This is a genomic window from Streptomyces sp. PTY087I2, assembly GCF_001687325.1.
Classification (GTDB): Bacteria; Actinomycetota; Actinomycetes; order Streptomycetales; family Streptomycetaceae; genus Streptomyces.
In genome coordinates this window covers 28413-46748 of sequence record NZ_LZRD01000029.1, presented here as the reverse complement: position 1 = coordinate 46748, position 18336 = coordinate 28413, and the positions used below count along the sequence as shown (strand labels likewise).

15 protein-coding genes and 1 pseudogene are annotated in these 18336 nt (G+C 70.7%); 5 read left to right on the top strand and 11 right to left on the bottom strand.

Going from position 1 to position 18336, the window contains the following annotated elements; all coding sequences use genetic code 11:
- Positions 1-19 precede the first annotated feature (19 nt).
- On the bottom strand, positions 20-1471 hold the full coding sequence (locus A3Q37_RS28560) for an NCS2 family permease (protein WP_065488738.1): 1452 nt from the start codon (positions 1469-1471) through the stop codon (positions 20-22).
- Positions 1472-1810: 339 nt separating this feature from the next.
- Between A3Q37_RS28560 and A3Q37_RS28555 the strand changes: the two genes are divergently transcribed.
- Complete coding sequence (locus A3Q37_RS28555; RefSeq protein ID WP_065488736.1) at positions 1811-2431, top strand: transcriptional regulator; 621 nt, start codon at positions 1811-1813, stop codon at positions 2429-2431.
- A 67-nt stretch (positions 2432-2498) separates the two neighbouring features.
- Positions 2499-2984, top strand: coding sequence for a GNAT family N-acetyltransferase (locus tag A3Q37_RS28550; protein ID WP_065488734.1), 486 nt, complete (start codon positions 2499-2501; stop codon positions 2982-2984).
- Here A3Q37_RS28550 and A3Q37_RS28545 read toward each other — a convergent pair.
- From A3Q37_RS28545 to A3Q37_RS28530, 4 genes and pseudogenes are all read right to left on the bottom strand, one after another.
- Positions 2974-3630 carry a CatB-related O-acetyltransferase gene (locus tag A3Q37_RS28545; protein WP_079138027.1) on the bottom strand — a complete coding sequence of 219 codons (657 nt, stop codon included), beginning with the start codon at positions 3628-3630 and terminating at the stop codon, positions 2974-2976. The two genes, A3Q37_RS28550 and A3Q37_RS28545, sit on opposite strands and share 11 nt — an antisense overlap.
- Before the next feature lie 70 nt (positions 3631-3700).
- Positions 3701-4443 (bottom strand): annotated as a pseudogene (locus A3Q37_RS28540) (DUF2071 domain-containing protein).
- Positions 4440-4784, bottom strand: coding sequence for a metalloregulator ArsR/SmtB family transcription factor (locus tag A3Q37_RS28535; protein WP_065488729.1), 345 nt, complete (start codon positions 4782-4784; stop codon positions 4440-4442). Before A3Q37_RS28535 ends, A3Q37_RS28540 begins: the two are co-directional and overlap by 4 nt.
- 158 nt (positions 4785-4942) lie before the next feature.
- Positions 4943-5584, bottom strand: coding sequence for a superoxide dismutase (locus tag A3Q37_RS28530; protein WP_006124434.1), 642 nt, complete (start codon positions 5582-5584; stop codon positions 4943-4945).
- Positions 5585-5774: 190 nt separating this feature from the next.
- Between A3Q37_RS28530 and tkt the strand changes: the two genes are divergently transcribed.
- Positions 5775-8024 (top strand): transketolase, encoded by a 2250-nt coding sequence (gene tkt / locus A3Q37_RS28525; protein WP_065488728.1) that lies wholly within the window; start codon positions 5775-5777, stop codon positions 8022-8024.
- Between the two features lie 86 nt (positions 8025-8110).
- On the opposite strand, the gene A3Q37_RS28520 is transcribed toward tkt, so the two are convergent.
- The 4 genes from A3Q37_RS28520 to A3Q37_RS28505 form a co-directional block, all read right to left on the bottom strand.
- Complete coding sequence (locus A3Q37_RS28520; protein ID WP_255311974.1) at positions 8111-8476, bottom strand: hypothetical protein; 366 nt, start codon at positions 8474-8476, stop codon at positions 8111-8113.
- A 15-nt stretch (positions 8477-8491) separates the two neighbouring features.
- A complete protein-coding gene (locus A3Q37_RS28515; protein ID WP_065488720.1) occupies positions 8492-9562 on the bottom strand; it encodes a glycerophosphodiester phosphodiesterase family protein in 1071 nt (356 codons plus the stop codon).
- Between the two features lie 290 nt (positions 9563-9852).
- Positions 9853-11352: an amino acid permease gene (locus A3Q37_RS28510; RefSeq protein ID WP_065488715.1), complete on the bottom strand. Its 1500-nt coding sequence runs from the start codon at positions 11350-11352 to the stop codon at positions 9853-9855.
- Between the two features lie 164 nt (positions 11353-11516).
- Complete coding sequence (locus A3Q37_RS28505) at positions 11517-13604, bottom strand: serine/threonine-protein kinase (protein WP_079138026.1); 2088 nt, start codon at positions 13602-13604, stop codon at positions 11517-11519.
- 475 nt (positions 13605-14079) lie between these two features.
- Here A3Q37_RS28505 and A3Q37_RS28500 point away from each other — a divergent pair, with 475 nt between their 5' ends.
- Complete coding sequence (locus A3Q37_RS28500) at positions 14080-14673, top strand: biotin transporter BioY (protein ID WP_065488710.1); 594 nt, start codon at positions 14080-14082, stop codon at positions 14671-14673.
- 7 nt (positions 14674-14680) lie between these two features.
- On the opposite strand, the gene A3Q37_RS28495 is transcribed toward A3Q37_RS28500, so the two are convergent.
- Both A3Q37_RS28495 and A3Q37_RS28490 read right to left on the bottom strand, forming a co-directional pair.
- On the bottom strand, positions 14681-15958 hold the full coding sequence (locus A3Q37_RS28495; protein WP_065488706.1) for an FAD-binding oxidoreductase: 1278 nt from the start codon (positions 15956-15958) through the stop codon (positions 14681-14683).
- Between the two features lie 109 nt (positions 15959-16067).
- The gene (locus A3Q37_RS28490) at positions 16068-17501 is read right to left on the bottom strand and encodes an amino acid permease (RefSeq protein ID WP_065488703.1); all 1434 of its coding nucleotides are present in this window, start codon (positions 17499-17501) and stop codon (positions 16068-16070) included.
- 262 nt (positions 17502-17763) lie between these two features.
- Here A3Q37_RS28490 and A3Q37_RS28485 point away from each other — a divergent pair, with 262 nt between their 5' ends.
- On the top strand, positions 17764-18252 hold the full coding sequence (locus A3Q37_RS28485; RefSeq protein ID WP_010062974.1) for a ribose-5-phosphate isomerase: 489 nt from the start codon (positions 17764-17766) through the stop codon (positions 18250-18252).
- Positions 18253-18336: the final 84 nt, after the last annotated feature.

Genomic DNA, 18336 nt, shown 5'->3' with positions numbered 1-18336 from the left:
GGTCCTCCCCGGTCTCCCGCTACTTCATGCCCAGCACCTGCTCCAACGGATCGATGAGGAAGTAGATGAGGAAGAGCACCGCGGTGCCCCACAGCAGCCAGTGCACCTCGCGCGCCTTGCCCAGGCACGACTTGATGATCACGTAGGCGACGAAGCCGGCGCCGATGCCGTTGGTGATGGAGTAGGTGAACGGCATGACGACGATGGTGAGGAAGGCCGGGATGGCCACGTCGTAGCGGTCCCAGTCGATGTGCTTGACCTGGGTCATCATGAGGAACCCGACCACGACGAGGGCGGGCGCTGCCGCCTGCATCGGCACGATGGTGAGGACGGGCGTGAGGAAGAGGGCGAGCGCGAACAGCCCGCCGGTGATCAGGTTGGCGAAGCCGGTGCGGGCCCCTTCGCCGACACCCGCCGCCGACTCGATGTAGGTGGTGGCCGACGACGAGGACGTGGCGCCACCGACGACGGCGGCAGCACCGTCGATCAGCAGGACGCGGCCGAGACCGGGCACCTGGCCCCGCTCGTCGAGGAGACCGGCCTCCGCCGTGACACCCACGACGGTGCCCATCGTGTCGAAGAAGTCGGACAGGATCAGGGTGAAGATGAGCAGGACGACCGTCAGCACGCTGACCTGACCGAACGACCCGAGCAGATCGAAATGCCACAGCAGCCCGAAGTCGGGCGCGGCGACGGGGTTGCCGGGGATCGAGGGCGAGGTCAGGCCCCAGGCCTTGATGTCGGCGATCTCGTTGATGACGATGGCGATTGCGGTCATCAGGACGATGCTGATGAGGATCGCGCCCTTCACCTTCCGGGTGACCAGGACGATCGTCAGGAGCACGCCGAGGCAGAAGACGAGCATCGGCCAGCCGGTGAGCGTGCCGGTGCCGAGCTGGACGGGCACGGTGGAGTTCGCGGCATCGGGGATACGGGTGACGAACCCGGCGTCCACGAAACCGATGAAGGCGATGAACAGACCGATGCCGACGCTGATCGCCTGCTTCAGGGGCTGCGGAATGGCGTGCATGATCGCCTCGCGCAGCCCGGTCATCACCAGAACACAGATCAGCAGCCCCTCGAGCACGATGAGACCCATCGCGTCTTCCCAGCTCATCAGGGGCGCGATCTGGAAGGCCACGACGGCGTTGATGCCAAGCCCCGCCGCCAGGGCCAGCGGCAGGTTGCCGCCCACACCCATGATCAGCGTCATCACCGCGGCGACCAGAGCGGTGGCGGTCACCAACTGCACGCTGTCCAGCTGCTCACCGAACTTGTCCTCGGCCCCGCCGAGGATGATCGGGTTGAGCACGAGGATGTACGCCATCGTGAAGAACGTGGCGAATCCACCGCGTATCTCCCGTATGTAGGACGAGCCGCGTTCGCTGATGCGGAAGAACCGGTCGACGGCGCCCCCCGATGCGGCGGGCTTCGCGTCGGGCGGCGGTGGGCTGGTCGGGCTGGCGTGCATGACGGAGTCTCCTGGGCATGCGAACGAATGAGGGGGACGGGTGGGCGCCGACGGCTGCCCGAAGCGCGTGGCAGGCACTGTGCGAACGCACATGCGGCACCTTGCGAGCGGATCATACGCGGCACTGACGGGAGCGCAACTACCCGCGTAGAGCGTCTAGTTGGCACCCTTTCGCTCCTGTGCTTTCCTACGGAATCGACGGCGACCTTTGCCGCCAAACCGGCAGTCAGCCGACAGAGGGCATGGAAGTGCCGGTGACAACTCCCCTACTCTCCGTGTGTGCACCCACCACTCCCCTTCAACGCGCGGGCAGCGCGCGCCTTGCGCGAGAAGCTCGGAATGGCCCCCGGTCATGTCGCCTACGGCATGCGCGCGTCCTTCGGTACCTCGCACATCACCCCCGAGCACGTGATCGCGTGGGAACGCGGCACGCACGTCCCGGACGCGGGTGAACTCACAGCCCTGGCAGGCGCGTTGTGGTGCCAACCGGGTGAACTGATGGGTCACCCGAGCACCCTGCTCGAACACCGCATCGCGAGAGGCGTCTCGGCCGAGGACGTCGCACGCGCCACGGGCCTGACCCTGGACGCGTACCTGTACATGGAGGAGGCCGGTCAATGGACCGGCGACAAACGGCAGTCGACCAAGCTCGGCGAGGTCCTCCGCCTGCCTCCCCGCGACTTCATCGCGATCACCAGACTGGAAGAGGAACTGGCCCGACTCCTCACCGAGGCGGTCTCCACCCGCTGGCAGGCCCACGTCCGCGACATAGCCAAGCTGGTCTCCATGGACCGCCGCGACCTGAAGGCCCCCTTGCAGGCCATGCAACAGGACTACCAGGCCCTGATGACGGCCACCCTGAGCCGGGCGGGCGGCACGACAGCATCGGGCGAGGACGGCCGCCGCTACATCGACAACATCGTCGACCACTTCTGGTCCCGATTGCCGGGGTCGTCCTAGCCGTTGCCCCGGCGGAGCCCGTCAGCCTCCGGCGGAGCTCCGGACCCGACCGGTTAGGGTCGGCGATATGCCTGCTGAACCCGCCCTCGTACTCGCCTTGCGTCCCGCGACCCGTGCCGACCTGCCCGCGGTGCTCGCTCTGCTCGCCGATGAGGAGCGGGTCGTGGATCCGGCGGCCGTCGCGGTCACGGAGGCGTACGAGCGCGCCTTCGCGGCGATCGACGCGGATCCGCGCAACGAGATGCTGGTCCTGGTCGAGGACGCCGACGAGCGGGTTGGCGGGGCGGTTGTCGGATGTCTTCAGGTGACGTACATCCCCGGGCTCGGTCAGGGGGGTGCCGAACGGGCCCTGATCGAGGCCGTACGGATTCGTGCGGACCGGCGGGGTGGTGGGCTGGGCCGGATCCTGATGGAGCGGGCGATCGCGCGGGTCCGTGCGCGGGGCTGCGGGCTGGTCCAGCTGACGAGCAACAAGCAGCGCGAGCAGGCGCACCGCTTCTACGCCGGGCTCGGCTTCACCCGCAGCCACGACGGGTTCAAGCTCAGGTTCTAGGCGCTGCCGCTTCCAGCTCCGCCACCGTGCCCGACATCACCGTACGGATATGGCGCGTCAGGTGCTCCGCCGGCCAGTCCCACCAGGCCACCGCCAGCAGGCGCGCGATGTCCTCCTCCTCGTACCGGGTACGGATCAGACGGGCCGGGTTGCCGCCGACGATGCCGTAGTCCGGGACGTCCGAGACCACCACGGACCGGGCGCTGACGATCGCGCCGTGCCCGATGCGGACGCCCGGCATGATCACCGCCTCGTAGCCGATCCAGACGTCGTTGCCGATCACGGTGTCGCCCCGGTTGGGCAGGCCCGTCAGCAGGTCGAAATGGTCGGTCCAGGAGCCGCCGAGGGTCGGGAACGGGAACGTGGACGGGCCGTCCATACGGTGGTTGGAGCCGTTCATGATGAACCGCACCCCCGTCGCCACCGCGCAGAACTTGCCGATCACCAGGCGCTCCGGGCCGTAGTGGTAGAGCACGTTCCGCGTCTCGAACTCCGTGGCGTGCTCGGGGTCGTCGTAGTACGAGTAGTCGCCGACCTCCACCAGCTCCGAGGTCACCAGCGGCTTCAGCTGCACCACGCGCGGCTGGCCGGGCATCGGGTGCAGGACGGTGGGGTCCGCCGGGACGGGGGTGGGGGCAGAACTCATGGCGTCATCGTGGCATCCGGGCCCACTGATCCGCCGACAATTTCCGCCCGGCCGCCTCCCGTAGCCCGACCTATGCCACCCCCGCCCCGCACCCCACCCGGAACGGCTCCCCCTGGGTCCAGTCCGCTGCCACGCCCCGCATCACCAGCGCGCTGTCCAGCACCGCGCTGCCCGGCGGGAAGCGGTCCAGGTCCTCGAAGAACGTGGAGCGTACGTGGCGGAGGCGGCCCGCAGTCACCTTCCAGGCGGGCGTGGACAGTTCGAGGACGTCCAGGTGGGTGCCGGCCGCGTTGGGGAGAGGCCCCGGCTGCCCCGGCGGAAGAACTCCGACGCCTCCGCCAGGTCCGTGAACAGGCCGCTGCCGTGCAGTTCTTCGGCCGGCTCCACCGTGGCGTCCACCTCCACCTCGCCGTCCCGGGTCGCGAAGGCCACCCGTACGGCGTCAGGGTCCTCCCGCACCGTGAAGTCCGCGCGGCCGTGCTCGCCCGGGTAGATCCGGCCGCCCGCGAAGGCGTTCAGGCGGGAGGCGGTGTCGCGGCGCGGGATGTACACGCCCCGCTCGACGCCGTCCGGGCCGTCCCACTCCACGGAGATCCGGTGCGCCGCGTTCTCGCTCGTCAGCCCGGTCGCGGCCGGGGCCCAGCCGGGGCGGACCCCGCCGATGCGGAGGAGGCAGATTCCGGCCACTGCCCGGCCGCGTATCAACTGGGGCCGCAGTGGCGCGGGCAGCAGCGCCGCCGCCACGTACGGGTCCACCCGGTAGTTCACCAGCAGGCGGCGTTCGATGACGCTGGACAGCCGGGGTCTGATCATGAGGCGTCGCCTTCCGGCGCGGAGCGCCACTTCGTGTTGCGGAGCACGATCTGCTCGGGGCAGACCGTGCTGAGGAAACGGCCCACGCACAGGGCGAGCCGTTCCTCGGCGAGCGAGTAGAGGATGCGATTGGCGTCCCGGCGCTCGGTGACGAGCCCCGCTCCCTTGAGCACGCCCAGATGGCGCGAGATCGACGGGGCGCTGATCGAGAACCGGCGCGCGATCTCCCCGGCGGCCAGCTCGCCGCCCCGCAGGTCCTCCAGGATCTGGCGGCGGGTGGGATCGGCCAGCGCGCGGAAGGCGCTCGCCTCGTCATCGGCTGGAACGGCGGGGGAGTTCATGCTTGTATTTTTAGCACATGAGCTAAATGGCTAAATGCTCGGCATGGGAAAGCCCCCGCGAGTCACGTCCTCGCGAGGGCTCTCCGTTCATCCGCCTGCCGAAGTGAAGGTTGAGAAGACGATCACGAGGCAGGACGTATCCGGTGGACCGGCGGCGCTCAGGGAGCGAGCAGCAGCACGTCCACCCGCTCCTTGGCCGCGGCGTAACGCTTGGCCACGTCCTGCCAGTTGACGACCTGCCACATCGCCTCGATGAAGTCCACCTTCTGGTTCTTGTACTGAAGGTAGAAGGCGTGCTCCCAGGCGTCGAAGACCAGGATCGGGACCGAGCCCTGGCCGACGTTGCCCTGGTGGTCGTAGACCTGCTCGACGATCAGCTTGCCGCTGACGGGCTCGTACGCGAGCACGCCCCAGCCCGAACCCTGCGTGGTGGCCGCGGCCTTCGTCAGCTGGGACTTGAAGCCCGCGTACGAGCCGAAGGACTCGGTGATCGCGTCGGCGAGGTCGCCCACGCCGTCCGCCGCGAGGGGCTCGCCGCCGCCGTCGCCGGTCATGTTGTGCCAGTAGATCGAGTGCAGGATGTGGCCGGAGAGATGAAACGCGAGGTTCTTCTGGAGGCCGTTGATCGCGCCCCAGGCCTCCTTGTCGCGGGCCTCTTCCAGCTGCTCCAGGGTGTCGTTCGCGCCCTTGACGTACGCGGCGTGGTGCTTGTCGTGGTGCAGCTCGATGATCTGCGGATTGATGACCGGTTCGAGCGCCGCGTAGTCGTACGGGAGTTCCGGGAGCGTGTACGTGGCCATGGTTCGAACCCTCCGACTGCTGGGAATGCCGTCCAGTTGTTATTGCAATCTATGTGCAGAAGCAGGCTAACAGCAGGAGGGTTCCGAAGTGATCAGCCCTTCGGCCTAGGACCTGGGACGCCGCTCCTCCTCCGATTTGTCCCGCAAAGGTGATTTGCTCCTTCGACGGCCCCACGATCAGGAGGACTCGATGGCACCCCCCAACGCCCCCGAAGCGACGGACGGCCCGGACCGTGGCCGCGATCCACGCCTGGCCCCGCCCCTGGCTCGGGCGGCGGGCTGGGGGCCGCTCGACGTCCGCGCCGTCGACACCGTGCGGGCGCTGGCCGCCGACGCCGTGCAGAAGGCGGGCCACGGCCACCCGGGCACCGCGATGAGCCTGGCCCCGCTCGCGTACCTGCTGTTCCAGCAGGTGATGCGGCACGACCCGGCCGACGACCAGTGGATCGGCCGGGACCGCTTCGTGCTCTCCTGCGGCCACTCCAGCCTCACCCTCTACATCCAGCTCTATCTGAGCGGGTACGGGATGGAGCTGGACGACCTGAAGGCGCTGCGCACCTGGGGGTCCACCACCCCCGGCCACCCCGAGTACCGCCACACCCGGGGCGTCGAGATCACCACCGGACCGCTCGGCCAGGGGCTCGCCTCCGCCGTCGGCATGGCCATGGCGGGCCGCCGGGAGCGCGGGCTCCTCGACCCCGACGCGCCCGCCGGCACCAGCCCCTTCGACCACCATGTGTACGTCGTCGCCTCCGACGGCGACCTGATGGAAGGCGTGACGTCCGAGGCCAGTTCGCTCGCCGGACACCAGGAGCTCGGCAACCTGATCGTCTTCTACGACTCCAACCACATCTCCATCGAGGACGACACCGACATCTCCTTCAGCGAGGACGTCACCGCCCGCTACGCCGCGTACGGCTGGCACGTCCAGACGGTCGACTTCACCCGCACCGGTGACTACGTCGAGGACGTGGACGCGCTGCTCGCCGCCGTCGAGGCCGCGAAGAGCGAGACCGGGCGGCCGTCCCTGATCCTGCTGCGTACGATCATCGGCTGGCCCGCGCCCACCAAGCAGAACACCGGCAAGGCCCACGGCTCCGCGCTCGGCGACGACGAGGTCGCCGCCACCAAGAAGCTGCTCGGCTTCGACCCGGACGCCGACTTCACCGTCGAGGACGACGTACTGGAGCACGCCCGCGCGGTCGTCGAGCGCGGAGCCTCCGCCCACCGTGCCTGGGAGCCCCGCTACCAGGTGTGGCGCGCCGCCCACCCCGAGCGCGCCGCACTCCTCGACCGGCTGCGGGAACAGCGGCTCCCCGAAGGCTGGACCGACAGCCTGCCCGTCTTCGACGCCGACCCCAAGGGCATCGCCACCCGCAAGGCCTCCGGCGATGTGCTCACCGCGCTGGCCCCCGTGCTGCCCGAGCTGTGGGGCGGTTCGGCCGACCTCGCGGGGAGCAACAACACCACCATGGAGGGCGAGCCGTCCTTCGTGCCGGAGGGGAAGCAGACGGGCGAGTTCCCGGGCAATCCCTACGGCCGTACGCTCCACTTCGGCATCCGCGAGCACGCCATGGGCGCGATCCTCAACGGCATCGCGCTCCAGAGCCTCACCCGGCCCTACGGCGGTACGTTCCTGATCTTCAGCGACTACATGCGCCCGGCCGTCCGCCTCGCCGCCCTGATGAAGCTGCCGGTCACCTACGTCTGGACCCACGACTCCATCGGCCTCGGCGAGGACGGCCCCACCCACCAGCCCGTCGAGCAACTGGCCGCACTCCGGGCGATCCCCGGCCTCGACGTCGTACGGCCCGCCGACGCCAACGAGACCTCCGTCTGCTGGCGCACCGTCCTGGAGCACCACGACCGGCCCGCCGGACTCGCCCTCACCCGGCAGCCGCTGCCCGTCCTGGAGCGAGGAGCGGGCGAAGGCGCGTACGCCCCCGCGTCCGGCGCCGCCCGTGGCGGGTACGTCCTCGCCGACAGCCGCGGCGACACCCCGGACGTCATCCTCATCGGCACCGGGTCCGAGGTGCACATCGCCTTGGAGGCACGGGAGTTGCTGGCCGCCGACGGGGTCGACGCGCGGGTGGTCTCGATGCCCTGCCGCGAGTGGTTCGCCGACCAGCCGTACGCGTACCAGGACGAGGTGCTGCCGCCCGACGTACGGGCCCGGGTGAGCGTCGAGGCGGCGGTCGCCCAGGGGTGGCGGGACATCGTGGGCGACGCGGGCCGCATGGTCAGCCTGGAGCACTTCGGCGCGTCCGCTGCCTACCAGCGCCTGTACGAGGAGTTCGGCATCACGCCCGGCGCGGTCGCGGAAGCCGCCCGGGAGAGCATCCGCGCGGCGGCCGGCCCCGTCCGCCCCGGCGGGGAGCGGCCCGGCGCGACGCCGACGGGGGGCGGTACGGGAGACGTCGGCCAGGACTCGTCCGGCTGATCAAGGTCGCCGGCCAGGCCCTGAGTCCGGTCCCCCGGGCCTGAGCCCGAGCCCAGGCTCAGGCCCGGGGGACCGGTGGCGGCAGGTCACGGGAAAGGCGGGCGCCGGGGATCGTCCTTCGGCTTCCGCGGGTACTCGATCGGATCGGCCTCCCAGTACCAGTCGTCTCCCCGGTAGACCTTCCGGCCCGGCCGGGGGTTCGGGCCGCCGTTCCGGCCCGCGTCCCACGTGATGAAGGCCACCACCGCGACGAAGAACAGGACCATGCCGAGGAGGACCCACGCCTTCGGATCGCCCTCGGCGAGCAGGGGGCCGCCGTCGGTCCAGAGGAAGCGCCCGAGACGCCAGGCCCCCACTACCACCACGTACCCGATGCCCAGGAGAAAGGGCAGAAGGACCAGCGCGAGCGCCAGGCAGGCCATGTCCCTTTTCTCGTGTTCTTGACGACTCATCACTGCCCCCCCCCACTACCCCCGCAGGTCCTCCCTCGCCTGCACCGCGATGTCCGGGAAGTCCGTCACCACCGCGTCCACGCCCTGCCCGTAGTGGAAGGCGTACTCCGCGAACGCGTCGCCGAAGGCGTTCGGGTCGGTGCCCCGGCGGTACGCGGCCGGGAGGTACTGGTTCTCCGCCCGGAAGGTGTACGCGCCGACCTTCAGGCCCGCCGCGTGGGCGTCCGCCAGCAGGGTGTTCGGCGGGACCAGGGAGGACTTGTCCGGGCCGATCCACTGCGCGTACGAGGCGATCTCGCGCAGCCCGGCCGGGGTCATCATGTCCTGGTAGGTGATCCCGTGCCCGTACGGGCCGCCGCTCGTGCCCAGCGCCTGCCACAGCGGGAGGCCGAGGCGGGCGGCGGCCACCCGGCGCAGGCTGCCGGGCTCGAAGGACTGGACGACACAGTCCCGGGCGGTCAGCCGGTTGCGGCGGATCACCCGGATCAGCTCCTCCTCCAGCGGCAGTCCGATCGAGCGGAAGTACGTCGGGTGCTTCGTCTCCGGGAACACCGCGATCCGCCGGCCCGACTCCCGCGACAGCCGCCGGGCCAGGTCCACGACCTCCTGGAACGTCAGCACCCTGCCCCGCCCGTCGAACACCGTGTTGCGGTCGCGGACCAGCGGCAGCCGCTCCACCGTGCGCAGTGTCCGCAGCTCGCGCAGCGTGAAGTCCTCGGTGAACCAGCCGGTCACCGCCTTGCCGTCGACCGTCTTCGTGGTGCGGCGGTCCGCGAACTCCGGGCGGTCCGCGACGTCCGTCGTCCCGCCGATCTCGTTCTCGTGCCGCACGACCAGGACATGGTCCTTCGTCGGTACGAGGTCCGGCTCGATCCAGTCGGCCCCGGCCCGTACGGCGTAGGTGTACGCGTCGGCGGTGTGCTCGGGCCGCCAGCCCGCCGCCCCGCGATGGCCGATGACCAGGGGGCCCGACGGGCGGTGGGGGTGACGGTCGCCGACCGGGGCGGCGACGGCCGGGGCGGTGGCCGCGGCGGTGACGGCGGCGGTGGCCAGGAGGATCGAACGGCGCCTGGGGGCAACGGACATGACGGCTCCTCGGGTGGGGTGAGCCATCACGGAAGCGAGCGGCGGTGACGGCCCGGGGTACGGCGCCCGGCCCTGCGATGTCCTGTCGGCCACGGATGCGCGCCGCGCCGGGAGCGGGCAGCGGAGCGCGAGAGGCCGTAACGCCGAAACGCCGGACTCCGCCCCGATCGTACGAGGAGGAGCCCGGCGTTCGTAGAGGCCGAGCGGGAGCCGCACAAGCCGCCGCGCGGGAGCCGCACCCGCCGCCGTGCGAGAGCCGTACGGCAACCTCCGCGGCAGCCGTGCCGTAACTACCGCCGCTGCGCCGGGATCCCGGCCGCGGTGCCGGAGCCCGAGTCGGTGCCGGACCCCGTACCCGTACCCGTACCGTCGTCGGCTCCCTCGTCGCCCCGCTTCCGCTGACGCAGCAGGCCGAGGCCGATCAGCACCACCGTCAGCCCGCCCGTGGCCAGCAGCTGGTCACGGGTGTCCGGCTGGCGCAGCATCAGCAGGAAGATGCCCACCATGGCCGCGAGGGCGACGATCGTGCCGATGGGGAAGAACCACATCCGGACGACCAGGGTCTCCGGCGCCTCCCGCTCGGTGCGCCGGCGCAGGATCAGCTGCGAGACCGCGATGAAGATCCACACCACCAGGATCGCCGCGCCGATCATGTTCAGCAGCCAGGGGAAGACGTCGTCCGGCCGCCAGTAGCTGAGCAGCACGCACAGGAACCCGAAGACCGAGGAGAACATCACCGCGTTGCGCGGCACCCCGGAGGAGATCCTGCCGAGCACGGAGGGGCCCTGGCCGCGGGCGACCAGGGAGCGGGCCATGCGGGACGCGCCGTAGATGTTGGCGTTCATCGCGGAGAGCAGCGCGATGAGGATGACCACGTTCATGATCTGCGCGGCGCTGCCGACGCCCAGGTGGTCGAGCATCGCGTAGAACGGGCCGACCTCGGCGACCTTCGGGTCGTCCCAGGGGACCAGCGTGACGATGACCGCCATCGAGCCGATGTAGAAGACCGCGATGCGCCACATCGCCGTACGGACCGCCTTCGCGACGCCCCGCACCGGGTTCTCGGACTCGGCCGCCGCGATGGTGACGGTCTCCAGACCGCCGTACGCGAAGACGGAGGCGAGGAGTCCGATGATGAAGCCGTCCGTGCCCTTCGGCAGGAAGCCGCCATCACCCGTGAGGTTGCCGAGGCCGGGCGCGTCCGTGTCGGGCAGCACGCCGAAGATCGCCAGCAGGCCGAGCACCAGGAACAGCGTGATCGCGATGACCTTCAGCGCGGCGAACCAGAACTCGAACTCGCCGAAGTTCTTCACGGCGGCCAGGTTCGTGCCCAGGAAGATCACCATGAACAGGGCGACCCACGCCCACTCCGGCGTCCCCGGCAGCCAGCCGCTGACGATCTGCGCGGCGCCGATGCCCTCCAGGCCCACGGCGACGCAGAGCAGGAACCAGAAGGACCAGCCCGCGGTGAACCCGGCCCACGGGCCGATCGCCCGCTCGGCGTGCACGGAGAAGGAGCCGGACGCCGGGTTGGCGGCCGACATCTCGCCGAGCATGCGCATCACCATCATGACGAGCAGCCCGGATATGGCGTACGCGACGATGATCGAGGGTCCGGCGGCGGCGATCCCGGCGCCCGAGCCGACGAAGAGCCCGGCGCCGATCACCCCGCCGAGGGCGATCATCGACAGGTGGCGCTGCTTGAGGCCGTGGGTGAGCGCGGAGTCCGCCGAGGGCCCTGCGGGGGCCGCGGGTTCTGCGGTGGGGGGAGACGCGGAGGTCCGGGGCATGGAAGAACTCTGTTCGGTAGCGGAAGGGGACGAACCCACAGTCTGAAGCATCCGTACCGCTCACACGGAATAACTGTCCGCTATACGGTCACCGGACTCACACAAGGTGCACACGCGCCTACCGGGGGCATGCGCCCGACGCGGGGCGGCTCCCGGCACCGGTCTCAGCCCGCGGCGCGCAGCACGTCCCGTACCTGACCGATCAGCTCGTCCGGAAGCCGCCCGTAGCCCAGCTCGGCGGCCGACCGCTGGCCGTCCTCGCTCACGATGTGGGTGAAGAAACCGCGCGCGCCGGCCGCCTTGCCGGCCGCGTCGCCCTTACCGCACAGGACGGCGTACCCGAACCGGACGATCGGGTACGCGTCCTTGCCGCGCATGGCGTGATCGATGTCCATCGCCATGTCGGTGCCGCTGGAGGTCACGCGCTGTGCCGTGGCGGCTCCCGCGGTCACCGATTCCGGCGTCGGGCCGACCGGCCGGCTGCCGCCCGTGTCCAGGTAGGCGGGCGTCAGCTCCATCGACTTCATGTACTGCATCGCCACGTAGGAGATCGATCCCTCGGTCTTCGCCACCAGTTCGGCGACCTCCTGCGGGCCCGGCGCGCCTTGGCCGGTCTGCTCGGGCATGCCTCCCGAGGGCCGGTACTTCCAGATGTCGGGCGCGGCCTCGGACAGATAGTGGGTGAAGGCGAGCGTCGTGGTGGAAGTGCCCAGTTGGTGAATGGTGTTGATCTTCCGGTCGGGCAGTGTCCTGCCCCGGTTGAGGGCTGCGAGCATGGGGTCGTTCCACCGGGTGACGGAGCCCTGGAAGATCATGGACAAGGTGCGTGCGTCGACGGTCACCTCGTCGACGCCCCGCAGGTTGACCACGACCGCGATCGGCAGGGTGGTCACGGGGATCTGGAGGGCGCCGCCCGGGCCACATCGCCGCCCGGCCCACTTCGCCTGTGCCGGGGTCATGACGTCGTCGAGGAGCGCGAAGTCGCTCTTCTCGGTCTGGAAGTCGAGGAAGCCGACTCCGGCGCCGCTCCCCTCGTAGGAGACCTGGGCGCCCGAGCAGTCGCGGGTGTAGCCGGCGGTCCAACTGCTCATGGCCCGCTGCTGCATGCTGGACCCGGCTCCGCGCAGCAGACTTCCCGCGGCGCCGCACGAGGGATCCACGGTGGGCCGGGCATGGGTGGCAGACGCCGACGGGCTGGTGCTCGGGCCGGCCTTGTCGCTGTCACCGCCCGGGAGCCCCTTGACGACAAGCGGAACGGCTGCCGCCAGCACCGCACAGGCTGCGGCCGCGGCGAGCCATACCCGCTTCACACGGCGGCCCGCGGGAGCGGGCGCCGACCGGACGCCGTTCGGGGCGCTGCTCGGCGGGCCGTAGGGAAGGGCGGGCGCGGTGGCCGGTTTCGGGGCGGGCCGGGTGAACGCGAGCGTGGGGGCCGGATGCCCACCGGCCTCCCGGTCCGCCTGCGTGAGCCCGTCGAGCAGTTGCTCGACGGTCGGTCGCAGCGCGGGATCCTTCGCCAGGCAGGGAACGACCAGGCGGCACAACTCCTCGGAGAGGCCCGCCAGATCCGCCTGTTCGTAGACGACGCGGAACCCGATCGCATGAGAGGTGTCCCCGTCGAAGGGACCGTGCCCGGTGGCCGCGTACACCAGCACCGAACCGAGAGAGAAGACGTCGGCCGCCGGTCCGACGTCCGCGCTCCGGAACTGCTCGGGCGCCATGAACGGAGGCGTGCCCACCACCGTCCCGGCGTGCGTGAGCTGGGTGGCGTCGGCGGCCCGGGAGATGCCGAAGTCGATGACGCGCGGGCCGTCCTGGGCCAGCAGCACATTGCCGGGCTTCAGGTCCCGGTGCACCAGGCCGGCACGGTGGATGTCCCGCAGCGCCTCGGCGAGCCCGGCCGCCAGCCGCCGTACCTCGGGCACGGTGAGCGGCCCTTGGGAGAGGACCCGTTCGGCCAGCGACGGACCGGGCACGTACAAGGTCGCCAGCCACGGGGTGTCGCTCTCGGGATCGGCGTCCACCACGGGAGCCGTGAACGCCCCGCTGACCCGGCGCGCGGCCGCGACCTCCCGGCGGAAGCGGTCCCGGAACCCCGGGTCCTGTGCCAGCTCGGGTCTGATCACCTTCACGGCGACCTTCCGGCCCGACAGCGTCCGGGCGAGGTACACCACACCCATCCCGCCGGCTCCGAGCCTGCTCTCCAGAGTGTAGGAGCCCAGAGAGCGCGGGTCCTCGCCAAGCAACGTCATGTTCGTCGTCCCCCCTGTGCTCCGCCCGTACTGCGCGCCGCCCCCCGGCGGTCCCCGTCGGCGCGCACGCACGTGAGCTGTCCGGCCAGGCAGCCCGGGACAGGGTATCGGTGACCGCCGCCGGACTCCGCCGGGCGGACGGCCTTCGCTCCCGAGCCGTGCGCGGAGCCGCCGGGGAACCTGATCGATCGATACCGACGGAAGCTGATTGTTTATGGGGAAGCTACAGCCCTGCCTCCTCGGGCCCGCCCCGCCGAAACGCGCCGACAACGGCCTCACCTCAGTGACGCGTGTCACGGAGGAACGCGATTGCGCCGCAGGCTTTGTGTGAATCCCACCAACCCATCAACCACCGCTTTGTGGGCGGCTGATGGTGAACGGGCGTTGACCCGTGGACTAACGTCGGCGGGAGCCCGACCCCACCCCGACCGCCGGGGGCCACCCCGGCCCACCTGCCCTCACCCGCGGAGTCCCGATGAGCACTGCTGCCGCCCCCGTCCGCTCCGGAGCGGTCCTCGCCGACCTGCTGCCCGCAGCCCGGCACCGCTACGCCGTGGACGCGGCCCTCGTCCTCGGCGGCGCGGCCCTGACCGGCATCGCGGCCCAGATAGCCGTCCCGGTGCCCGGCTCCCCGGTCCCGGTCACCGGCCAGACCTTCGCCGCGCTCCTCATCGGCACCGCGCTGGGCGCCCGCCGCGGCTTCCTCTCCCTCGCGCTGTACGCCCTCGTCGGCATGGCCGGAATGCCGTGGTTCGCGGAGGCCAGCTCGGGCTGGAGCATGCCGTCCCTCGGCTATGTCTTCGGCATGCTCCTGGCCGCCACCGTCGTCGGCGCCCTGGCCCGCCGCGGCGGCGACCGCTCGATGCTGCGGACCGCCGGCACGATGGTCCTCGGATCCGCGATCATCTACGCCATCGGCGTGCCCTACCTGGCGCTGTCCACCGGGATGTCGATGAGCGCCGCCGTCGCGGCCGGCCTCACCCCGTTCCTGATCGGTGACGCCCTCAAGGCGGCGCTGGCCATGGGCGTCCTGCCGACCACCTGGAAGTTGCTGGGCCACCGCGGCTGACCCCTGCTCAGCCCTCGTAAGGCCCCCCGAAGAGGCCCGCCGGATCGTACTGGGAGACCAGACCGGCGAGCCTCTTCGCCGTTTCCGGCTCATGGAAACCGGCCGTACGGTCCCCGCCGCCGAAGCAGAAGTTCAGCGACCGCCCGAGCACACGCGGCCCCAGCACCCCGGACACCTCCCCGTACAGCGCGCGCACCGAGGGCACGTCCGTACCGTCCAGCGGCGACAGCAGCCGCAGCAGGAAGCCCGCGTCCCGGTAGGGCACCGCGCTCGCCGGCTCCGGCCGCCCGGCCAACGCCCCGCCCAGGTGATTGAGCTGCACCACGTTCATCATCGGCGCCCCCGGCCCGGTCAGCTCCAGCACCCGCGCGGCCCGCCCCGCGTCCAGCTCCTGGAGCATCAGCCCCTCCCCGTAGTACGCGTGCGGGAACGGCGGGTCGTTGTGGATCGTCGGGCTCTGCGCGTACGGCATCTCCCGCAGCGAGTCCGCCAGGGCCGGCCCGATCGCCCGCAGCGGGGCCACCAGCCGCTCGCCCTCGGCCGCGTCCCCCGTGAACGCCACCCGCACCGAGACCACGTACCGCCCACGCATCTCCTCCGGCACCTGCGGCAGGTCCGGGTAGGGGAGCGCGCACAGGGACGACGTCAGGGTGTCCGGCACGGTCCGGGTCCACTCCAGGTAGCGGGCCATCACCCCGGCCGCCCGTTCCCCGTCGAAGGCGATCGCACCCCCGTACAGCCGCTCCACCGCCACCAGACCGATCTCCAGCGAGGTCACCACCCCCAGCCGCCGCCCACCGCCGCGCAACCCCCAGAACAGCTCCGCCTCACGCTCCGGCGTGACCCGGCGCGAGACCCCGTCGGCGGTCACCACCTCCAGCGCCCGCACACGGTCGGCGGCGTACCCGAACCGCCGGGCCAGGATGCCCAGTCCGCCGCCCAGCGTGTACGAGACCGCGCCCACGGAGGGCGACGAGCCGTTGAGCGGGGCGAGACCGTGCGGGGCCGCCGCCGCGGTCACCGCGCCCCAGGTCGCGCCCGCGCCGATCGTGGCGGTGCGGGCGACCGGGTCGACGGTGACGGAGTCCAGGCCGCTGGTGACCACGAGGACGCCGCCCTCGACCGCCCCGGGCAGCCCGTGCCCGGTGGCGTGCGCGATCACCCGGAGCCCGTGCCCGGCGGCGTACGCCACGGCCTCCCGTACGTCGTCGGGGGTACGGGCCTCGATCAGCCGGTCGGGCCGGATCGGGAAGCCGGTCTGGAAAGTGGCGGGTGCGGAAACCATGAGGGGAGGCTCTCCTTCGCTCGCGTTCTGCGCGGTACGAAGAAGAGCCTCCCCGGGAAACCTGACACCCTTCGTCAGGTATCGATCATGCGGGTACGGATCTCGGGTGCTACTTCGCGACGGCCTTGCGGTCCCGCATCTCCCGGAACAGCGAGATGCCCACCACCAGAGCCGCTACCAGCAGCGACAGCACGACCTGCTCGCGGGCGGCGTCGTCGGTCAGCATGTAGACCAGGACGAAGGAGATCATCGCGATCGTCGCCCAGGTGAGGTACGGGAAGAGCCACATCCGTACGACCAGCTTGCCCGGGGTCTCGCGCAGGATGATCCCGCGCATCCGCAGCTGGGTGAAGCAGATGACCAGCCACACGAAGAGCGCGACCGCGCCGGAGGAGTTCAGCAGGAACTGGAACACCGTGTCCGGCCACTGGTAGTTGAAGAACACCGCCACGAAGCCGAAGACCACCGAGGACAGGATCGCCGCCTGCGGCACCCCGCGCCGGTTGACCTTGGCGAAGGACTTCGGCGCGTCGCCCCGCTCGCCGAGCGAGAACGCCATCCGGGAGGCCGTGTACAGGCCGGAGTTGAGACAGGACAGCACGGCCGTCAGCACGATGAAGTCCATGACGTTGCCGGCCTGCGGGATCCCGATCGAGTCGAGGGCGGCGACATAGCTGCCTTTCTCCAGGATCGACGGGTCGTTCCACGGCAGCAGCGTCAGCACGACGAAGATCGAGCCGAGGTAGAAGACGGCGATACGCCAGATCACGCTGTTGGTGGCCTTCGACACCGCCCGCTGCGGGTCCGCCGACTCACCGGCGGCCAGCGTCACGATCTCACTGCCCATGAACGAGAACACGACCATCAGCACACCGGTCAGGATCGCGCCCGGCCCCTCGGGGAAGAACCCGCCGCTGTCCGTCAGATGGGCCAGACCCGACCCCGGGTTGTCCGAACCGGGCAGCATCCCGAAGACGGCGAGGAAGCCGACGACCACGAACGCGGCGATCGCCACGACCTTGATCCCGGCGAACCAGAACTCGAACTCGCCGTAACTTCCCACCGACACCAGGTTGGTGGCGGTCAGCACGACCATCACGATCAGCGCCCAGGCCCACTGGGGCACACCCGGGATCCAGCTCTCCAGGATCTTCGCGCCCGCCGTGGCCTCGACGGCGAGCACCACGACCCAGAAGAACCAGTACAGCCAGCCGATGGAGAAGCCGGCCCAACGGCCCAGCGCCTGGTCGGCGTAGGCGGAGAAGGAGCCGGAGCTCGGCCGGGCGGCCGCCATCTCACCGAGCATCCGCATCACGAGGACGACCATCAGGCCGACCATCGCGTACGAGATCAGAATCGCCGGACCCGCGGCCGCGATGCCCGCGCTCGATCCGACGAAGAGCCCGGCGCCGATCACGCCACCGATCGCGATCATCGAGAGGTGGCGGTTCTTCAGGCCTGCCTGAAGCCCGTCCGACGAGTCCGGCCGGTCCGGCTCGCCGGGCTCCTGGCCCGGCTTCGCCAGCGTCGTCTGCGACGTCATGGGGGGATTCCTTACCTTTTCGAGCATGAGGGTGCGCCCTGCTCCGCCGTGGGGTTGGTGCCCGTGGGGTGTGCGAAGACAAGGCCACGCATTCAAGCCCGATACAAGGCGGAAGGGGAACCCCCTCTTTCGGATCGTTTGCCTGATCGTTGTCCGAGTGGTGTTCGCCACACAAAACCGGGCTCCGGCCTACGATTCATCGAATCGGGCCTTTCGACCCCGCTGACGGCTGCCCCGCGGAGTTCGTGCCACACTTCGCTCCATGCGCGTGTACCTCGGATCCGACCATGCCGGCTACGAACTCAAGAACCACCTCGTGGAGTGGCTCGGCGCCCACGGCCACGAGGCCGTCGACTGCGGCCCCCACATCTACGACGCCCAGGACGACTACCCGCCGTTCTGCCTGCGGGCCGCCGAGAAGACGGCCGCCGACCCGGACAGCCTCGGCATCGTGATCGGCGGCTCCGGCAACGGCGAGCAGATCGCCGCCAACAAGGTCAAGGGCGTCCGCGCCGCACTGGCCTGGAGCGAGCAGACCGCCGCCCTCGGCCGCGAGCACAACAACGCCAACGTCGTCGCGATCGGCGGCCGGATGCACACGGTCGAGGAGTCCACGAAGTTCGTCGAGATCTTCCTCTCCACGCCGTACTCGAACGAGGAGCGCCACACGCGCCGCATCGAGATGCTCTCGGCGTACGAGAACACCGGCGAGCTCCCCCCGATCCCGGCCCACCACCCCCAGCAGGGCTGACCCCGCTCCCACTCCTTGTGTGCCGCCGGGTCCCGGACCCGGCGGCACGGTCATGTCACCGTCACCGCCACCCGCTGTCGCCTA